A 15,937-nucleotide genomic window follows, 5' to 3' on the forward strand; every position below is an offset into this window, starting at 1 on the left:
CTCGTCCGCCACGAGCCCGAGACAACCCGGACGTCTTGGCCTGCTGCACCGGAATCCACAGGTTGCGTGGAGTCAGTATGTCGACACAGCCGTTGGGGACTACTCCCTTTCGTGCCTCCAGCCTAGCGGAGGTCCGGGCGAGTTGGGGGAGCGGTAGGATCGGCGACGCGAATGAGTCGGCCGGGCGGCCGCGGCGTCCACCGCGAGGTGTGGCGTCGAGGAAAGTCCGGACTCCGTAGAGCGACGGTGGTGGCCAACAGCCACCCACGGCGACGTGCGGGACAGTGCCACAGAAAACAAACCGCCAGCGGCCTTCGGCCGACCGGCAGCGAGCTTGTCTCGCCGACGGAGAAGTCGAAGGTGCGGGTAAGGGTGAAACGGTGAGGTAAGAGCTCACCAGCGTTCCGGGTGACCGGAGCGGCTAGGTAAACCCCACCGGGAGCAAGACCAAGAGGACCTTCGGGTCTGCGCTGACGGGCTGCTCGTCCAATGTCAGCGGGTAGGTCGCACGAGGCGTCCAGCAATGGGCGTCCCAGATGGATGGTCGCCCGGGCTTCGGCCCGACAGGATCCGGCTTACAGGCCGGCTCATTCGCCCCTGTCGGCCCGCCGCGCTCGATTCAGCCGGCGTCGGCGAGGTGCAAAGAGTGCTGGATCGCCAGCGCGTCGAACTGCCATGTGACCTCGCGAACGATGTCGACGACATCAGGGTCATCGGACTCGATCGTGACGATCAGGTGGCGGTTGTTGTTCCAGGCGGGGGCATCGATCGAGACGTCCGGAAGGGCGCCAAGTGCAAGCGAAACGGTCGAAAATGCGTCGTCGCTGCTCATCTGCATGTTGAGTACGACTCGGTGCATGGGATTCCCTTCCGCTGGTCCCTTTATTTTAGAACGATCTCGACGGCAATAAGTTAGCGGATGCGCGTTCCAGTCTGCGACGTATTCTTGAACGGCAGGCCCGCCGGCGACGGCCGCGGCCGCCAGACCGACAGAATCCTCCCTCGAACTACAGGAGCCGACCCATGAGCACTGTCCCCACGATCGCCCTGAACAACGGCGTCTCGATCCCGCAGCTCGGCTTCGGCGTCTACCAGATCCCGCCGGAGGAGACCAAGGAGACGACCCTGGCAGCCCTCGAGGTCGGCTACCGGCACATCGACACCGCACAGATGTACGGCAACGAGCAGGGCGTCGGCGAGGCCGTCCGTGCATCCGGCCTGGACCGCTCTGACGTGTTCGTCACGAGCAAGCTCAACAACGGCTTCCATGCCCACGACGACGCGATCAAGGCGTTCGACACGTCACTGGAGACGCTGGGATTCGACCACCTCGACCTGTTCCTCATCCACTGGCCGCTCCCGGGCATCGACGTCGACTTCGTCGAGACGTGGCAGGCCCTCGAGGAGATCTACCGCACGGGTCGCGCCAAGTCGATCGGCGTGTCCAACTTCCAGCCGAGCCACCTGCGTCGGCTGATTCAGGAGACCCAGATCGTTCCCGCGGTCAACCAGATCGAGGTCCACCCCTACCTGGCACAGGAGGATCTCCGCGCGGTCGACGCCGAGCACGGCGTCGCGACCGAGGCATGGTCGCCCATCGCGCAGGGCCTGGTGCTCGACAACCCGACGATCACCGGCATCGCGTCCGAGCAGGGCAAGACCGCCGCGCAGGTCGTGCTTCGCTGGCACATCCAGCGCGGCGACATCGTGTTCCCCAAGTCGGTGACCCGTAGCCGGATCGAGGAGAACTTCGACCTGTTCGACTTCGAGCTCTCCGATGGCGACATGGGCCTGATCACGGCCCTCGACAAGGGCCAGCGTCTTGGCCCCGATCCCGACACGTTCAACTACATCCCATAAGCCGGGTCCGGCACGCTGTCACAAACAGTTACACCCCGCCGCGCTGACGGCTACGCTTCGGGCCATGACTGAACATCACAGCCCCGAGCCGCCGTCGACCTTCACGTACGCGGTCGGTGCCGGACTGGGCGTCCTGATTGGTGGAGCCGTCGGGCTCTTCCTGGGAGACGGCTACTTCCTGGCCGCGGCGCTCCTCGGCGCCGGCATCGGCATCGTCGTGTCGTTCTTCGTCAGGGCATTCCTGCGCTGAAGCGCTAGGACAGGGTCAGGATCTCCGCGCCCTGCGCCGTGACGAGCAGCGTGTGCTCGAACTGCGCGGTGCGCGACTTGTCCTGCGTCGTCGCGGTCCAGCCGTCGTCCCACATGTCCCACTCGATCGAGCCGAGCGTCAGCATCGGCTCGATCGTGAACGTCATCCCCTTCTCGATCACGGTGTCGAACGACGGGTCGTCGTAGTGGGGGATCACGAGGCTGTCGTGGAATGCTGGTCCGACTCCGTGACCCGTGAAGTCGCGCACGACGCCGTAGCCGAAACGTTTGGCGTAGGACTCGATGACCCGGCCGATCACGTTGATCTCACGTCCGGGCTTAACCGCGCGGATCGCCCGCATGGTGGCCTCGCGGGTGCGCTCGACAAGCAGTCGTGATTCCTGGTCGACATCGCCGACGAGATAGGTCTTGTTGGTGTCGCCGTGCACCTCGCCGATGAAGGCCGTGATGTCGATGTTGACGATGTCGCCGTCCTCGAGTCGGCGGTCGTCGGGAATTCCGTGGCAGATGACCTCGTTGACGCTGCTGCACAGGGACTTGGGGTAGCCGCGATAGCCCAGCGTCGAGGGGTAGGCGCCGTTGGCGACGAGGAACTCATGACCGACGCGATCGAGCTCATCGGTCGTGACGCCGGGCGCGATCGCGGCCTCGACCGCGTCGAGGGCCTGGGCTGCGATGCGACCCGCGACGCGCATCGCGGTGATCATCTCCTCATCGCGGACCGAGGGCCCGCGGTAGGGCAGGGGAGCGATCTGTCCGACGTACTCGGGACGCTCGATCGAGGCGGGCACGGCACGTTCGGCGGACACTCGGCCAGCAGTCAGGACAGTCACCCGGTGAGTCTAGGGGCCGCACGCCAGCCGTCGCTGGGGCAGGATGGGGGCATGACCGACGCGAAGTTCTACTACTGCACCAAGCACGACCGGGTCGAGGGCGAAGAGGGCTGCCGCGCTGCAGACCGGCTGGGCCCCTACGACACCGAGGCCGAGGCCGCGCGGGCGCTGGAGATCGCCGCCGAGCGCACCAAGGAGTGGGACAACGACCCGGACTGGAACGACGGCTCCACCGACGCGCCGAAGGAATGAGCCGCCGGCGCGTCCAGCTCGAGCGTTCCGGCCCGTGGATCGCGATCGTCGGGCTCTTCATGGTGCTGTGGTGCTCGGTCTCGACGGTGCTGTTCGCCCCGTGGTGGGGAGTCGTCCTTGCGCTGCTGCTGCTGGTGCCACAGGTCTGGCTCGTCGCGAAGTGGGCACGTACGCGACCGCGACTGACCGTGGCCGTGCCGGTCGGAGGTCTCCTGCTGTGGATCGCACTCGCCTGGATCGGTGCGACCCAGTGGGGCTGGAGCGTCTGATTCAGCTCTCGAAGCTGTGCTCGTCCGCCGGGAACGCGCCGTCCTTGACGTCTGCGACGTAGGCCCGGGTCGCGTCGAGCATCACCGAGTGCAGGTCGGCGTACTTCTTGACGAACCGCGGCACCCTGCCGGTCGTGATGCCGAGCATGTCGGTCCAGACCAGCACCTGGGCGTCGCAGTCGACTCCGGCGCCGATGCCGATCGTCGGGATGCGCAGTGCAGCGGTGACCTCGGCGGCAACCGGCGCAGGGACCATCTCCATGACGATCGCAAACGCTCCTGCGTCCTCGAGTGCCCTGGCCTCCTCGATCAGCCTGCTCGCGCCGTCTCCGCGGCCCTGTACGCGGTAGCCGCCCAGGTTGTGCTCGGCCTGCGGGGTGAACCCGATGTGGGCACAGACCGGGATGCCGGCGTCCGTCAGCAGCTTGACCTGCGGCACCATCGCCAGCCCGCCCTCGAGCTTGACGGCGTGTGCGCCCGCCTCCTTCATGAACCGGACCGCGGTGTGGAATGCCTGCTCGGGCGAGCCTTGGTAGGAGCCGAACGGCAGGTCGGCGAGGACGAGGGCGTACTTGGCCGAGCGCGACACCGCCCGCACCAGCGGGATCAGCTCGTCGACCGTGACCGGCAGCGACGTCCCGTTGGCGAACACGACGTTGGACGCTGAGTCGCCCACCAGCAGCACCTCGACGCCGGCGTCGTCGAAGATCGCGGCGGTGTTCTGCTCGTACGCCGTCAGCATCGTCCACTTCTCGCCTTGTTGCTTCATCTGCTGCAGGTGGTGAGTGCGGATGCGCTTGCGGGTCGCGGGCTTTGCGGCGGTAGATCCAGTGCCGTAGGGCGCAGTCTCTTCGGGGGTGGCATCGGCCATGGCAGATCTCCTTGTCGTCTCGCAGCTCCTCACGGAGTCCACGGATGGCCTCCAGCCTGCCAGATCCGCCGTCCTGTGGCCGGGAGTGTGAAGGAACTCATAGGGCTGGGCCGACCCGTCTGGGCCTGCCGGTGTCGTGGATCCAGCGGATGGCGATGCGGGCCGCTGCGTCGAGCCGACGTCATGGATCGGTGGATCTCTCGCCCATCCGAGCTCGGATGCCCTAGCAGCTCACCGCGCAGCCGCGGGATGGCCAACTGAGTCACCGCCCGACGAGTTCGAGCGGCCAAGCCCGCTTGTGTGTCCATGCTGCCGGTTCGGGCGTGCCGGTGGGCCGCCGGGCGTGTGGTCAGGCGGCTTGGCGGTAGTTGCTTCGTCGTCGGCGTCGGCGCAGGGTGCGGCCGGCTTTGGTGGTGAAGGTGAATCCGTCGACGGCGTTGCCGGTGATGTTGAGACGACCACGGTGCAGCAGATGATGGCATCTGGTGCAGAGTCCGACCAGGAGGTCGAGGTCTGTCGGTCCGCCCAACGACCACCAGATGCTGTGATGGATCTCCAGGTGGGTGTGGTGGCAGCCCGGCGTCGCGCACACACCGTGCTGGCGGGCGATGACCGACCTGCGTTGCAGCAGGTTCGGTTGGTACTTCGCGGTCCCGGCGTTGAGGATCTGAGCCTGGCGGTCGCTGCCGCCGTCCTTCATCAGGAATGCGGTGAAGTCACTGACACACAAGAAGTACATCAACAGGTTTGGTCCGATCGCACCGTGGCCGGCGAGCTTCGCCGGCCGTGTTGGCGGCATGTGGTCGGGATCAGGTGTGGGTTCTCGGTCGTGGCCTTCACATGCGAAGCAGCCGCTTCCAAGGTGTCGGCGTCCACGAACACCGACAGGTGCGGTTTGACGCCCTTGTCGGAGGGGAGCCCGTCGCCCAGGATGTCGGTCAACAGGTCATCCAGACCTTGGACCCGACGCTGCGCACCGGTGCGGGTGTCCTCGGCATCGTGCGGTGCCGAGACAGAGTCCAGGACCTTCTTCAACTTCGCCCCGGTGACCGTGTTGAGGAAACCAGTCACGTGCCAGCCGTCGGGCAAAGCGTCGACGGCGATGTCTTCTTTGTCCATGCCCCGTTCCCACGCATCGTCCAGATCCTCGGGATGGATCGTGTCCTTCAAATGCTTGACCGTCTCGAACAGTTCAGCCGGATCATGGTTGCGGGCGACGTCGACGAACACGTCCTCGAACTGGCGCATCGGCTCCAACCCCACATGCGCCAACCCATAGACGAACACCCGCACATGGGCGGCGCTGATCTGCCCCGACAGGGCTGCGCCGGCCATCAGCGGCAGGTCACGCAGAGCGACCACGTTCTTGACCAGCGAGGTGGCCTGGCCCGAGTTGAGCCGCAACTGGTTGCGGACCCAGGCATTCAACGTCGAGGCACCGTCGATCTCGTAGTCCTTCGTTGCGTCGATCTCGGCCAGAGCGACCGCCTTGGCAGCATCAAGGGCGTCTTGCGCCACCTGGATCGCGCGCGCCCGGTCCCTGGCATCCCCTGTGCGCAGCGCCTGAGCGGCAGTGCGCATCGCCGCGATCGTGGGTTCCGGATTCATACCTCCATCGTACTCGAACACGCGTTCGAGTGCAAGAGGCATTCGCTGCAATCAGAGAGAAAAAGTGCGTGTCAGCACCGATTGGAAGAATCGCCAGCAAGACCCGGCTACAGCTTCTCTCGCCAGCGATGTGTGATCGGCACGCGCCGGTCGCGGCCGAAGTTGCGGCGCGAGACCTTGGGTCCCGGCGGATACTGACGGCGCTTGTACTCCGCGCGGTCGACCAGCATGATGACGCGCTCGACGAGGGCGGGCTCGAAGCCCTCGGCGATGACAGCAGCCGAGCCGAGATCGCGCTCGACGTAGGCGTCGAGAACCGCGTCGAGCAGGTCGTACGGCGGCAGGGAGTCCGAGTCGAGCTGACCGGGACGGAGCTCGGCCGAAGGCTCCTTGGTGATCGTGCCCTCGGGGATCGGCGGAACCTCGCCGCGATCGGTCGCGGCCTGGTTGCGCCAGCGGGCCAGCTCCCACACCAGGGTCTTGGGCACGTCCTTGATCGGTGCGTACGCGCCGACGGCGTCGCCGTAGATCGTCGAGTAGCCGGTCGCGAGCTCGGACTTGTTGCCGCACGCCAGAACCAGGTGGCCGTGCTGGTTGGAAAGCCCCATCCAGATCACCGCACGGATACGGGCCTGCAGGTTCTCCTCGGCGAGGCCGTCCAGGTGCAGCGACTCCTGGTATGCGTCGAACATCGGCGCGATCGGGATCGTGTCGAGCGACAGCCCGGTGCGTTGGGCTTGCTCGGCAGCGTCGGACTTGGAGTGATCGGTCGACCAGGCGCTGGGGTTGGACACCCCGAACACGTTCTCGGGGCCGAGCGCGTCGACCGCGATCGCCGCCACCAGTGTCGAGTCGATCCCGCCGGACATGCCGAACAGCACCGAGGCGAAGCCGTTCTTGTGCACGTAGTCGCGTAGCCCCGTGACCAGCGCGGTCCAGATCTCCTCGTGCCGGGAGATGCGCTCGTGGTGGATCGTCGGCAGCGGCTCGTATGCGGCGAACGGCTCGGACGTCACGATGGTTCGCTTGATGGCCAGTCCGCCGAAGCGCTCGTTGACGTCGGGCATCGTGGGAGTCGCGGCCGGCAGGTCGAGATCGACGACGAGCAGCTCTGACTGGAACTGTCCGGACCGGCCCAGCACCGAGCCGGCTGCGTCGACGACGATCGAGTCGCCGTCGAAGACCAGCTCGTCCTGCCCGCCGACCAGGTTGACGTACGCCAGGACGCAGTCGCCCTCGGCGGCACGTCGGGCGCACAGCTCGAGGCGTACGTCGTCCTTGTCGGCCTCGTAGGGGGAGCCGTTCGGCACGACCAGCAGGGCCGCATCGGCAGCCTTCGCCGCTGCAGAGGGTCCGTCGCGCCACAAGTCCTCGCAGATCGCGAGCGCGACGTCGATGCCGCCGATCTGCACGATGTTGATCGTGTCGCCGGGAACGAAGTTGCGGATCTCGTCACCGACGCCGTAGTTCCAGAGGTGGTGCTTGGCCTGCCGGGCGACGATCCGGCCGCCGTGCATGACGCCGACCGAGTTGGTGGGTGCGTTCTTGGGGATGCCGAGCCCCTCGGTGACCCCCTCGGCCTGGTCGAGGAACCCGACGACGACGGCGAGGTCGCCGCAGCCCTCGTCCTGCAGCCGTACGGCGAGCGCTTCGGCAGCCGCGCGCGAGGCCCGGATCAGCGACGCACGCATCGCGAGGTCTTCGATCGGGTAGCCGGTCAGCATCATCTCGGGGAACACCACGAGGTGGACCCCCTGGGCGACGGCTTCCTTGCAACGCTCGACGACGATGTCGGCATTGCCGGCCAGGTCACCGACCGTGGCATTGACCTGGGCGAGGGCGAGACGGATCTGGGGCACGGCACGAGACTATCGCCATGTCGGGAGTGGCCGCGTCCGGCCGAAACTCCGTGTCGGCGCTCGCGGATGGACCCCGAAACACGGCCGTAACACGGCTTCGTCACACTGGCGGCATGGGAAAACAGGAAGACTTCGTACTGCGCGCCCTCGAGGAGCGTGACGTCCGGTTCGTGCGTCTGTGGTTCACCGACGTGCTGGGATCCCTGAAGTCGGTCGCGATCGCGCCGGCCGAGCTCGAGGGCGCCTTCGCCGAGGGCATCGGCTTCGACGGATCCGCGATCGAGGGCTTCGCCCGGGTCCATGAGTCGGACATGCTCGCGATGCCGGATCCGTCGACGTTCCAGATCCTCCCGTGGCGCGGTGAGACGCCCGCGACGGCCCGGATGTTCTGCGACATCCTGATGCCCGACGGCACCCCGTCGTACGCCGATCCGCGGCATGTCCTCAAGCGGACGCTGCAGAAGGCCGCCGAGGCGGGTTTCACCTTCTACACGCACCCCGAGATCGAGTTCTACCTGTTCAAGGGCAAGCCAGGTCTGGGCGAGCAGCCCGTCCCGGTCGACGACAGCGGCTACTTCGACCACACCGCGCAGGGCGGCGGCCAGGACTTCCGCCGCGAGGTCATCACGATGCTCGAGAACATGGGCATCTCGGTCGAGTTCAGTCACCACGAGAACGGCCCCGGTCAGCAGGAGATCGACCTCCGCTACGCCGACGCGCTGTCGACCGCCGACAACATCATGACGTTCCGCACTGTCGTCCGAGAGGTCGCGCTGAGCCAGTCCAAGTGGGCGTCGTTCATGCCCAAGCCGTTCACCGAGCACGCGGGCTCGGGCATGCACACCCACGTGTCGCTGTTCGAGGGTGACGAGAACGCCTTCTACGAGGCCGGCGCCGAGTACCAGCTGTCGCGGACGGGCCGCGCGTTCATCGCCGGGGTCCTCGAGCACACGCCGGAGATCACCGCGGTCACCAACCAGTGGGTCAACTCCTACAAGCGGCTCGCCGGCGGGGGAGAGGCGCCCAACTACGTCTGCTGGGGTCACAACAACCGCTCGGCCCTCGTCCGCGTCCCGATGTACAAGCCGCACAAGGGCGGGTCCGCACGGATCGAGCACCGCGGCATCGACTCCGCCTCCAACCCGTACCTGACCTTCGCGCTGGTGCTGGCGGCCGGGCTCAAGGGCATCGAGGGCTCGTACGAGCTGCCGCCCGAGGCCGAGGACAACGTCTGGAGCCTGAGCGAGAACGAGCGCAAGGCGATGGGCATCGCACCGCTCCCGCGCAACCTCGACGAGGCGATCCGCACGATGGAGAGCAGCGAGCTCGTGGCCGAGACGCTCGGGGAGCACGTCTTCGACTTCTTCCTGCGCAACAAGCGTGCGGAGTGGCAGGACTATCGCTCGCAGGTCACGCAGTTCGAGCTCGACCGCCTCATGCCGATGGTCTGATCCAGCGATCCCACAGCCGGGTAGCCTGCACACGTGGCAACTGATGCGCGTGAGCTGGCCCTGACACTGGCTCGCAAGGGCTTCCGCAATGGCGAAGGTGCTGTCGCGGACCTGATGCGGATGGGCGACGTCCCCAGCTCCCTGGTCGACCAGATCGCCGGAGTGGCGAGTCCTGACTCGGCCCTGGCGTCTCTGACGTCGATCGCCGAGCGGCTGGGTGGCTCGACGCTGCTTGACCTGGTTGCCAAGGACGATCAGCTGCGCCAGCGACTGCTCGTCGTGCTCGGCACCAGCGAGGCGCTGGGCGACTTCCTGACCCGCCACCCCGAGCACGTCCTCGATCTGGCGACCGACAACCTCGCAGTGACCCCGATCCGGCTCGACGTACGTCGCAGCCAGATGGAGGAGGCGAACAACGCCGATGAGCTCCGGGTCGCCTACTACCGCAAGCTGTTGCACATCGCGGCCCGCGACCTCACGGCTCTGACGTCGTTCGAGCAGTCCTCCGCCGAGCTGTCCGATCTCGCGGTCGCGACCCTCGGTGCGGCCCTTCGGATCGCCAAGGCTGGCGAGGGTGATGCGGCGCTGTGCCGGTTCACGATCATGGCGATGGGCAAGACCGGCGGGCACGAGCTCAACTACGTCAGCGACGTCGATGTGATCTTCGTGTACGACTCGTGCGATGGCGCCGACGACGGGGCCGCGATCGCGGCCGCGACGCGCCTGGCTGCCTCGGTGATGCGGCTGTGCCACGAGCACACCGGCGAGGGCACGATCTGGGAGGTCGACGCCAACCTGCGCCCGGAGGGCAAGAACGGCCCACTGGTCCGCTCGCTGCCGAGCCACATCGCGTACTACGAGCGGTGGGCCACGACGTGGGAGTTCCAGGCGCTGCTCAAGGCGCGCTTCGCCGCGGGCGACGAGGAGCTGGGCCAGGCGTATCTCGATGCGTTGTCCCCGATGATCTGGACCGCCAGCACCCGCGACAACTTCGTCACCGACGTCCGGGCGATGCGCCGACGCGTCATCGACAACATCCCTGCCAGCCACCGCGACCGGCAGCTCAAGCTCGGTGCGGGCGGTCTGCGCGACGTCGAGTTCGCGGTGCAGCTGCTGCAGCTCGTGCACGGCCGCGCGGACGTGTCACTGCGCAGCCCCACGACGGTCGAGGCGCTCACGGCATTGATCGAGGGTGGATACGTCGGACGCCGCGACGGTGCCGCGATGGAGGACGCGTACGAGTTCCTCCGGACCCTCGAGCACCGGATCCAGCTGTTCAAGCTGCGACGCAGCCACATCGTCCCTGAGGACGTCGAGGACCTGCGGCGTATCGGCCGCAGCATGGGATTCCGGCAGAACCCCGCCGACAGCCTGACCAAGGAGTGGCAGGCGCACCGACGCATCGTGCGACGGCTGCACGAGAAGCTCTTCTACCAACCGCTGCTCGAGGCGGTTGCCTCGCTGCCGTCGGCCGGTCTGCGGCTCACCCCGCTGGCGGCCGAGCAGAGGCTCACGGCTCTTGGCTTCATCGACCCCAAGGGCGCCCTGGCCCACATCCAGGCGCTCACCTCTGGCCTGTCGCGACGCGCGGCGATCCAGAAGTCGCTGCTGCCGGCCATGCTCGCGTGGTTCGCGGAGTCACCTGATCCGGACGCCGGGCTGTTGGCGTTCCGCAAGATCTCCGAGGGGCTCGGGGAGACGCACTGGTATCTCCGCAAGCTCCGCGACGAGGGTGAGGGGGCGGAGCAGCTTGCCCATGTGCTCTCGTCCAGCCGCTACGTCACTGACCTGATCCTGCGTGCACCCGACTCGGTCGCCCTGCTCGGCGACAACAACGAGCTCCGTCCGCTGGAGCGCGCGCGTCTGCGCACCGAGGTCGAGCTCGCGGCCGGTCGGCACAAGGACCCACAGGACGCGATCCGCGCCGTGCGACGGGTTCGTCGCCGTGAGCTGTCCCGGATCGGCATCGCTGACGTGCTCGGCCGGCTCGACATCCTCCAGGTCGGCGAGGCTCTGACGGACGTGTCGACCGCGACCCTCGCGGGTGCGCTGACGGCGGCAACGTCGGCGGTCGAGGCCGAGCGTGGCGTGATGCCGACCCGGATGTCGATCGTGCTGATGGGCCGGCTCGGCGGCGGGGAGGCCGGATACGGGTCCGATGCCGACGTGATGTTCGTGCATGACCCGATCGAGGGTGCGGACGGGACCGAGGCCGCAGAGGCTGCCATGGCGGTTGCACAGGGCTTGCGCAAGATGCTTGCGGCCCCGGCCGACGATCCGCCGCTGGACGTCGACGCGGACCTGCGCCCCGAGGGCAAGAACGGCCCCCTCGTGCGTACGTTCGGGGCCTACCAGGCGTACTACGAGAAGTGGTCGTCGGTGTGGGAGGCCCAGGCGTTGCTGCGCGCCAGCGCGACGGTCGGCGACACCCAGCTCAACGAGCGATTCACGACGTTGATCGATCCGCTGCGCTGGCCCGAGGGCGGCGCGACCCCGGCCGAGGTCCGGGAGATCCGACGGATCAAGGCGCGGGTCGACTCCGAGCGGCTGCCGCGCGGCGCCAACCCCAACACCCACCTCAAGCTGGGCCGCGGCGGCCTCGCCGATGTCGAGTGGACCGTGCAGCTCCTGCAGATGCAGCACGCCCACGCCGTCCCCGCAATGCGGACGACCCGCACGCTCGACGCGTTGCACGCCGCCGCCGAGGCCGACCTCGTGACCCAGTTCGACGCGCAGGCGCTGGAAGCCGCCTGGCGGCTCGTGAGCCGCATTCGCAATGCGGTCGTCCTTATGCGCGGCAAGCCCGCCGAGTCGATGGTCGAGCAGGCCAACGAACGGGCCGGTGTCGCCCACCTGTTGGGCTACGGCATGGAGGAGAGCGAGCGGATGGTCGATGACTACCTGCGCACGACGCGCCAGGCGCGCAAGGTCGTCGAGCGCATCTTCTACGAATAGCCAACCACCCCGCTGAGTGTGATGTCTGGGGGCCGGTCCCACTCGGAGATGAAGTACCTCGGCGGCGACCTGTTCGCTTGAGGGCCGTCCTAACGCACGAACGCCGACGGTTGGCTCTCCTCGCAGCAGCCAACCGCCGACCATCACACGCTAGGACAGCCGAGGGTCAGCCGGTCCGCTGGTGCTGCAGGACGTTCTCGCGCTCGTTGATGTTGAGCCCGCCCCACACGCCGTACGGCTCGCGCACGGCGAGCGCGTGGTCGAGACACTGCTGCACGACGGGACAGACGGCGCACAGTGCCTTGGCGGACGCCTCACGATTGCGCCGACGGGGTCCCCGCTCGGCGTCGGGGGAGAAGAACGTCTCGGGATCGATGCCCTTGCAGGCTGCGTCGTACTGCCACTCCCAGACGTCCTGCAGTGGCATTGGCAGGCGAGCGATGCTGGCCATGATCAGACCTCCGCCGGACGTGACATCGTGATCTGGAATACGTCGAGGTAGCCCGTGCGGAACCCGGCCTCGCAGTACGCGAGGTAGAACTCCCACATGCGGCGGAACGTCTCGTCGAATCCTTGGGCGTTGATCGTGTCCCAGTTGGCATTGAAGGTTTCGCGCCACTCGTGCAGCGTGCGGGCGTAGTCCTGACCCAGCGTGCGGTGGTTGGTCACGGCGAGCGTGGTGTGCTCGTCGAGGGTCTGGTCGATTGCGTCGAGCGAGGGGATCAGTCCACCCGGGAAGATGTACTTCTGGATCCAGCCGTACGAGTTGCGCGTAGCCAGGTAGCGGTGGTGCGCCATCGTGATCGCCTGGATCGCGACGCGACCCCCGGGAGCCAGCAGCTTGTCGATCGTGGCGAAGTATGTCGGCCAGTACTCTTCGCCGACCGCCTCGATCATCTCGACGCTGACGATCGCGTCATACTCACCGGTGACCTCGCGATAGTCGACGAGCTGGAGATCGACGTCGACCCCGGCCTCGGCGAACCGTTCCTCCGCGAGGGCGGCCTGCTCGGTCGAGATCGTGATCGTCGTGACCTTGGCGCCGCGCTGGGCGGCGCGGATCGCGAGGGCGCCCCAGCCGCTGCCGATCTCGAGGACACGGGTGCCCTCGGTGACCTTGGCGTCGTCGAGGATCGCGTCGATCTTGCGCAGCTGCGCGGCCGCCAGATCCTGCTCGGGTGATGCGAAGTACGCCGCCGAGTAGCTCATCGACGGATCCAGGAACTGAGCGAACAGGTCGTTGGACAGGTCGTAGTGGGCCTCGATGTTCTTGCGGGAGCCCTGCACCGAGTTGCGCTGGTGGTGCGGCAGTTTCTTGTCGACGAAGCCGCGGAATTTTTGCAACGGCTCGGGGACGATCGAGGACATCCGCTCGGCGAATGGCGTCAGGAGGTCGGCCAGGTCGGTGCCGTGCCCAGCGGTCCAGTCGCCGGCCATGTAGGCCTCACCGAAGCCGATCTTGGTCTCGGCGCCGAGCCGGGCGAAGAACGCCTTGGGGCGGATGACGCGCATCTCGGGGGAGTCGGCGTCGCCGGCGCCCCAGACGGTGCCGTCGGCGAAGGTCAGGCGCACCGGGACGCGATTGGCGGTGGGGCGAAGGATCGCCTTGGCAGCGCGCGCCTTCAAAGGGGTGCGGGGAGTGTGGGCGATACCCGGCCAACGGGCGGTGGCGAGCTGCGTCATTGCGTGCCTTCCTGCGGTTCGTGTGCCGGACGGGGAATGACCGGCAGCTTGCGGATCCAGAGCCATACACCCTGTATTCGGATCAGCAGGCTGGTGCGATGGGTCATGAGAGGCATTTTGATGAGAATTCTTGCCAGCCGCCCAGGTGTGGCCTGCCGAGGCGTACCCCGGAAGGTCGCGGTGAAAACAGCTTCACCGCCCTGTCGCAGGATCACGGTCGAGGACACCTTCTCGGGGCTCAGCGTGAACTGCAGGTCGTACTTGCCGTCGACGTTGAAGAACGGCGAGACGTAGAACGCCTTGTCGACCTGGCTGCGGCCCGCGTCATCGGTCTGCAGCAGGTAGGCGTGGCGTTCGCCGTAGGTGTTGTGGACCTCCGCGACGATGCAGGTCAGCGATCCGTCCGGAGCGATGGCCCAGAACACGCTCAGCGGATCGAAGGTGTGACCGAGGATCCGGGCGTTCGCGAGCATCAGCACCCGGTGTCCGCTGATGTCGACGCCCTGCGCCTGGCAGAAGCGTTCGATATTGGCGTGGATCGAGTCCTTCGGGTCGCCGATGTGGTCGGCCGCGCTGAACGTCGAGAATGGTCGCAGCACGCGGGACATGCGCGGGAGGTCGTCGACGTCGACGAGCCACTGGTAGACACGGTTGGTGAAACGGTGACGCAGGGGAGTCCGACGCGTGTGGCCAACTGTGCCCTCGACGAGGGCGGGCAGGACCGGGAGCGCCGGAGTCACCATGGCGTCCCCAGGGCGGCCGCGGCGTCGACGCCCGAGCGGCAGCCGTCCTCGTGAAATCCCCAACCGTGGTAGGCGCCGGCAAACACGGTCTGCTCGGTGAACAGGCTCGACAACTCGCCCTGCGCCGCGACGGATGCGGGGGTGTAGATCGGGTGGGTGTAGTCCATGCGGGCCACGACCTTGGTGGGATCGATCCGCTCGGATGCGTTGAGCGTGACCAGGAAAGGCTCACTGCTCTCGATGCCTTGGAGTCGGTTCATCCAGTACGTCACCGCCGTCAGATCGCTGCGTTGTGCACAATCGTCCATTCGATAGTTCCATGCCGACTGCGCCGCCGTGGCGTTTGGCAGCTGCGAGTCGTCGCGGTGCAGCAGCGTCTCGTTGTGCGAGTACTCGAAGGCGCCGAGGACCCGGCGCTCGTCGTCGCTCGGGTCGGTCAGGAGGGCCAGTGCGTCATCGGCATGGGTCGCGATCACGATCGCGTCGAACTGGTGCCGGTCGCCGACCGAGTCGACCAGCTCGACACCGTCGGGCTTGCGGGTGATCGCGGAGATGCCGCGGGAGGCGCGCACGTCACCGACGGCGGCGGTGACCTTGTCGATGTAGGTGCCCGAGCCGCCGACGACGGTGTACCACTGCGGCGAGCCCTTGATGGACAGAAAGCCGTGGTGCTTGAGGAACTCGAACAGGTAGCGCGCGGGGTAGGACAGCGCTGTCTCGTGACCCGAGGACCACACGCACGACACGACCGGGATCGCGTAGTGCGAGATGAAGTACTCCGAGAAGCCGTGAATGCGCAGGAAGTCGCCGTACGTCTGCGGCTCGTCAGCGGACTCGACGGAGTCCAGCAGGGCCTGGGCGAGTCGGCCGAAGCGCTTCACCCCGACGAGCATCGCGAGATAGCGCGGATCCGCGACTCGACGCTTCTGGGCGAAGATGCCCTTGCCGCCCCGACCGCCGGCGTACTCGAGCCCGCAGCCGTCGCAGTGGATGCTCATGCTCATCTCGGTCGCGTGGACCTCGACGTCGAGCTCGCCGAACAGGCGGCGCAGCAGGGGATAGGTGCGGTCGTTGTGGACGATGAAGCCGCTGTCGACGCGATGCGTCTGGTCGGTGTCCTCGACGGTGTGGGTGTGTGCGTGGCCACCGATACGGTCGGCAGACTCGAACACCGTGACGTCCCAGTCCTGGCGCAGGACGTAGGCCGCGGTGAGTCCGGAGACGCCCGATCCGATGACGGCGACGGTTCTCTTGGCAGCAGTGTTGGTCATGCTGGTGGTTCG

The 15,937-nt window shown here is 67.2% G+C and carries 16 protein-coding genes and 1 other RNA gene; 7 read left to right on the plus strand and 10 right to left on the minus strand.

Features of this window, described 5'->3' with window-relative positions; translation table 11 throughout:
• Positions 1-172: 172 nt before the first annotated feature.
• Positions 173-594: RNase P RNA component class A (rnpB, locus tag C6I20_RS05035), an RNA gene on the plus strand.
• Between the two features lie 25 nt (positions 595-619).
• On the opposite strand, the gene C6I20_RS05040 is transcribed toward rnpB, so the two are convergent.
• Positions 620-859, minus strand: a complete 240-nt coding sequence (locus C6I20_RS05040) for a hypothetical protein (protein WP_118394961.1) — start codon at positions 857-859, stop codon at positions 620-622.
• 164 nt (positions 860-1,023) lie between these two features.
• Between C6I20_RS05040 and C6I20_RS05045 the strand changes: the two genes are divergently transcribed.
• Complete coding sequence (locus C6I20_RS05045) at positions 1,024-1,860, plus strand: aldo/keto reductase (protein ID WP_118394962.1); 837 nt, start codon at positions 1,024-1,026, stop codon at positions 1,858-1,860.
• Positions 1,861-1,924: 64 nt separating this feature from the next.
• Complete coding sequence (locus C6I20_RS05050; RefSeq protein WP_118394963.1) at positions 1,925-2,110, plus strand: hypothetical protein; 186 nt, start codon at positions 1,925-1,927, stop codon at positions 2,108-2,110.
• Positions 2,111-2,114: 4 nt separating this feature from the next.
• Here the strand turns inward: C6I20_RS05050 and map are convergent, their stop codons facing one another.
• Positions 2,115-2,963 (minus strand): type I methionyl aminopeptidase, encoded by an 849-nt coding sequence (gene map / locus C6I20_RS05055; RefSeq protein ID WP_118394964.1) that lies wholly within the window; start codon positions 2,961-2,963, stop codon positions 2,115-2,117.
• Between the two features lie 51 nt (positions 2,964-3,014).
• On the opposite strand from map, the gene C6I20_RS05060 reads away from it, so the two are divergent.
• Positions 3,015-3,215, plus strand: a complete 201-nt coding sequence (locus tag C6I20_RS05060; RefSeq protein WP_118394965.1) for a hypothetical protein — start codon at positions 3,015-3,017, stop codon at positions 3,213-3,215.
• Positions 3,212-3,484 (plus strand): hypothetical protein, encoded by a 273-nt coding sequence (locus C6I20_RS05065; protein WP_118394966.1) that lies wholly within the window; start codon positions 3,212-3,214, stop codon positions 3,482-3,484. Before C6I20_RS05060 ends, C6I20_RS05065 begins: the two co-directional genes overlap by 4 nt.
• A 1-nt stretch (position 3,485) precedes the next feature.
• On the opposite strand, the gene panB is transcribed toward C6I20_RS05065, so the two are convergent.
• From panB to C6I20_RS05085, 4 genes are all read right to left on the minus strand, one after another.
• On the minus strand, positions 3,486-4,355 hold the full coding sequence (gene panB / locus C6I20_RS05070) for a 3-methyl-2-oxobutanoate hydroxymethyltransferase (RefSeq protein ID WP_118394967.1): 870 nt from the start codon (positions 4,353-4,355) through the stop codon (positions 3,486-3,488).
• A 349-nt stretch (positions 4,356-4,704) separates the two neighbouring features.
• Positions 4,705-5,094 carry an HNH endonuclease gene (locus C6I20_RS05075; RefSeq protein WP_216822990.1) on the minus strand — a complete coding sequence of 130 codons (390 nt, stop codon included), beginning with the start codon at positions 5,092-5,094 and terminating at the stop codon, positions 4,705-4,707.
• A complete protein-coding gene (locus C6I20_RS05080; protein WP_162891133.1) occupies positions 5,094-5,963 on the minus strand; it encodes a DUF222 domain-containing protein in 870 nt (289 codons plus the stop codon). Before C6I20_RS05080 ends, C6I20_RS05075 begins: the two co-directional genes overlap by 1 nt.
• A gap of 107 nt (positions 5,964-6,070) precedes the next feature.
• Complete coding sequence (locus tag C6I20_RS05085; protein ID WP_118394970.1) at positions 6,071-7,822, minus strand: NAD+ synthase; 1,752 nt, start codon at positions 7,820-7,822, stop codon at positions 6,071-6,073.
• A gap of 113 nt (positions 7,823-7,935) precedes the next feature.
• Between C6I20_RS05085 and C6I20_RS05090 the strand changes: the two genes are divergently transcribed.
• Together C6I20_RS05090 and C6I20_RS05095 are read left to right on the plus strand one after the other, a co-directional pair.
• Positions 7,936-9,273, plus strand: coding sequence for a glutamine synthetase family protein (locus C6I20_RS05090; protein ID WP_118394971.1), 1,338 nt, complete (start codon positions 7,936-7,938; stop codon positions 9,271-9,273).
• Positions 9,274-9,306: 33 nt separating this feature from the next.
• Positions 9,307-12,228 (plus strand): bifunctional [glutamine synthetase] adenylyltransferase/[glutamine synthetase]-adenylyl-L-tyrosine phosphorylase, encoded by a 2,922-nt coding sequence (locus C6I20_RS05095; protein ID WP_254052256.1) that lies wholly within the window; start codon positions 9,307-9,309, stop codon positions 12,226-12,228.
• Positions 12,229-12,394: 166 nt separating this feature from the next.
• On the opposite strand, the gene C6I20_RS05100 is transcribed toward C6I20_RS05095, so the two are convergent.
• Genes C6I20_RS05100 through C6I20_RS05115 form a run of 4 tightly spaced genes read right to left on the minus strand, consistent with a single transcriptional unit; the run spans position 12,395 to position 15,925 of the window.
• Positions 12,395-12,679 (minus strand): WhiB family transcriptional regulator, encoded by a 285-nt coding sequence (locus tag C6I20_RS05100; RefSeq protein ID WP_118394972.1) that lies wholly within the window; start codon positions 12,677-12,679, stop codon positions 12,395-12,397.
• A gap of 2 nt (positions 12,680-12,681) precedes the next feature.
• A complete protein-coding gene (locus C6I20_RS05105) occupies positions 12,682-13,911 on the minus strand; it encodes a cyclopropane-fatty-acyl-phospholipid synthase family protein (protein ID WP_118394973.1) in 1,230 nt (409 codons plus the stop codon).
• Positions 13,908-14,654: a DUF1365 domain-containing protein gene (locus C6I20_RS05110; protein WP_118394974.1), complete on the minus strand. Its 747-nt coding sequence runs from the start codon at positions 14,652-14,654 to the stop codon at positions 13,908-13,910. The genes C6I20_RS05105 and C6I20_RS05110 overlap by 4 nt, the downstream gene beginning before the upstream one ends.
• The gene (locus tag C6I20_RS05115; RefSeq protein ID WP_118394975.1) at positions 14,648-15,925 is read right to left on the minus strand and encodes an NAD(P)/FAD-dependent oxidoreductase; all 1,278 of its coding nucleotides are present in this window, start codon (positions 15,923-15,925) and stop codon (positions 14,648-14,650) included. The genes C6I20_RS05110 and C6I20_RS05115 overlap by 7 nt, the downstream gene beginning before the upstream one ends.
• Positions 15,926-15,937 lie beyond the last annotated feature (12 nt).

It is taken from the genome of Aeromicrobium sp. A1-2, from assembly GCF_003443875.1.
Taxonomy (GTDB): domain Bacteria; phylum Actinomycetota; class Actinomycetes; order Propionibacteriales; family Nocardioidaceae; genus Aeromicrobium.

Excerpts from the sequence above, each read along its gene's own strand:
- C6I20_RS05040 (WP_118394961.1), bottom strand. The coding sequence starts at position 859 with ATGCACCGAGTCGTACTCAACATGCAGATGAGCAGCGACGACGCATTT.
- C6I20_RS05045 (WP_118394962.1), top strand. The coding sequence starts at position 1,024 with ATGAGCACTGTCCCCACGATCGCCCTGAACAACGGCGTCTCGATCCCG.
- C6I20_RS05050 (WP_118394963.1), top strand. The coding sequence starts at position 1,925 with ATGACTGAACATCACAGCCCCGAGCCGCCGTCGACCTTCACGTACGCG.
- C6I20_RS05060 (WP_118394965.1), top strand. The coding sequence starts at position 3,015 with ATGACCGACGCGAAGTTCTACTACTGCACCAAGCACGACCGGGTCGAG.
- C6I20_RS05065 (WP_118394966.1), top strand. The coding sequence starts at position 3,212 with ATGAGCCGCCGGCGCGTCCAGCTCGAGCGTTCCGGCCCGTGGATCGCG.
- panB (WP_118394967.1), bottom strand. The coding sequence starts at position 4,355 with ATGGCCGATGCCACCCCCGAAGAGACTGCGCCCTACGGCACTGGATCT.
- C6I20_RS05075 (WP_216822990.1), bottom strand. The coding sequence starts at position 5,094 with ATGTACTTCTTGTGTGTCAGTGACTTCACCGCATTCCTGATGAAGGAC.
- C6I20_RS05080 (WP_162891133.1), bottom strand. The coding sequence starts at position 5,963 with ATGAATCCGGAACCCACGATCGCGGCGATGCGCACTGCCGCTCAGGCG.
- C6I20_RS05090 (WP_118394971.1), top strand. The coding sequence starts at position 7,936 with ATGGGAAAACAGGAAGACTTCGTACTGCGCGCCCTCGAGGAGCGTGAC.
- C6I20_RS05100 (WP_118394972.1), bottom strand. The coding sequence starts at position 12,679 with ATGGCCAGCATCGCTCGCCTGCCAATGCCACTGCAGGACGTCTGGGAG.
- C6I20_RS05105 (WP_118394973.1), bottom strand. The coding sequence starts at position 13,911 with ATGACGCAGCTCGCCACCGCCCGTTGGCCGGGTATCGCCCACACTCCC.
- C6I20_RS05110 (WP_118394974.1), bottom strand. The coding sequence starts at position 14,654 with ATGGTGACTCCGGCGCTCCCGGTCCTGCCCGCCCTCGTCGAGGGCACA.
- C6I20_RS05115 (WP_118394975.1), bottom strand. The coding sequence starts at position 15,925 with ATGACCAACACTGCTGCCAAGAGAACCGTCGCCGTCATCGGATCGGGC.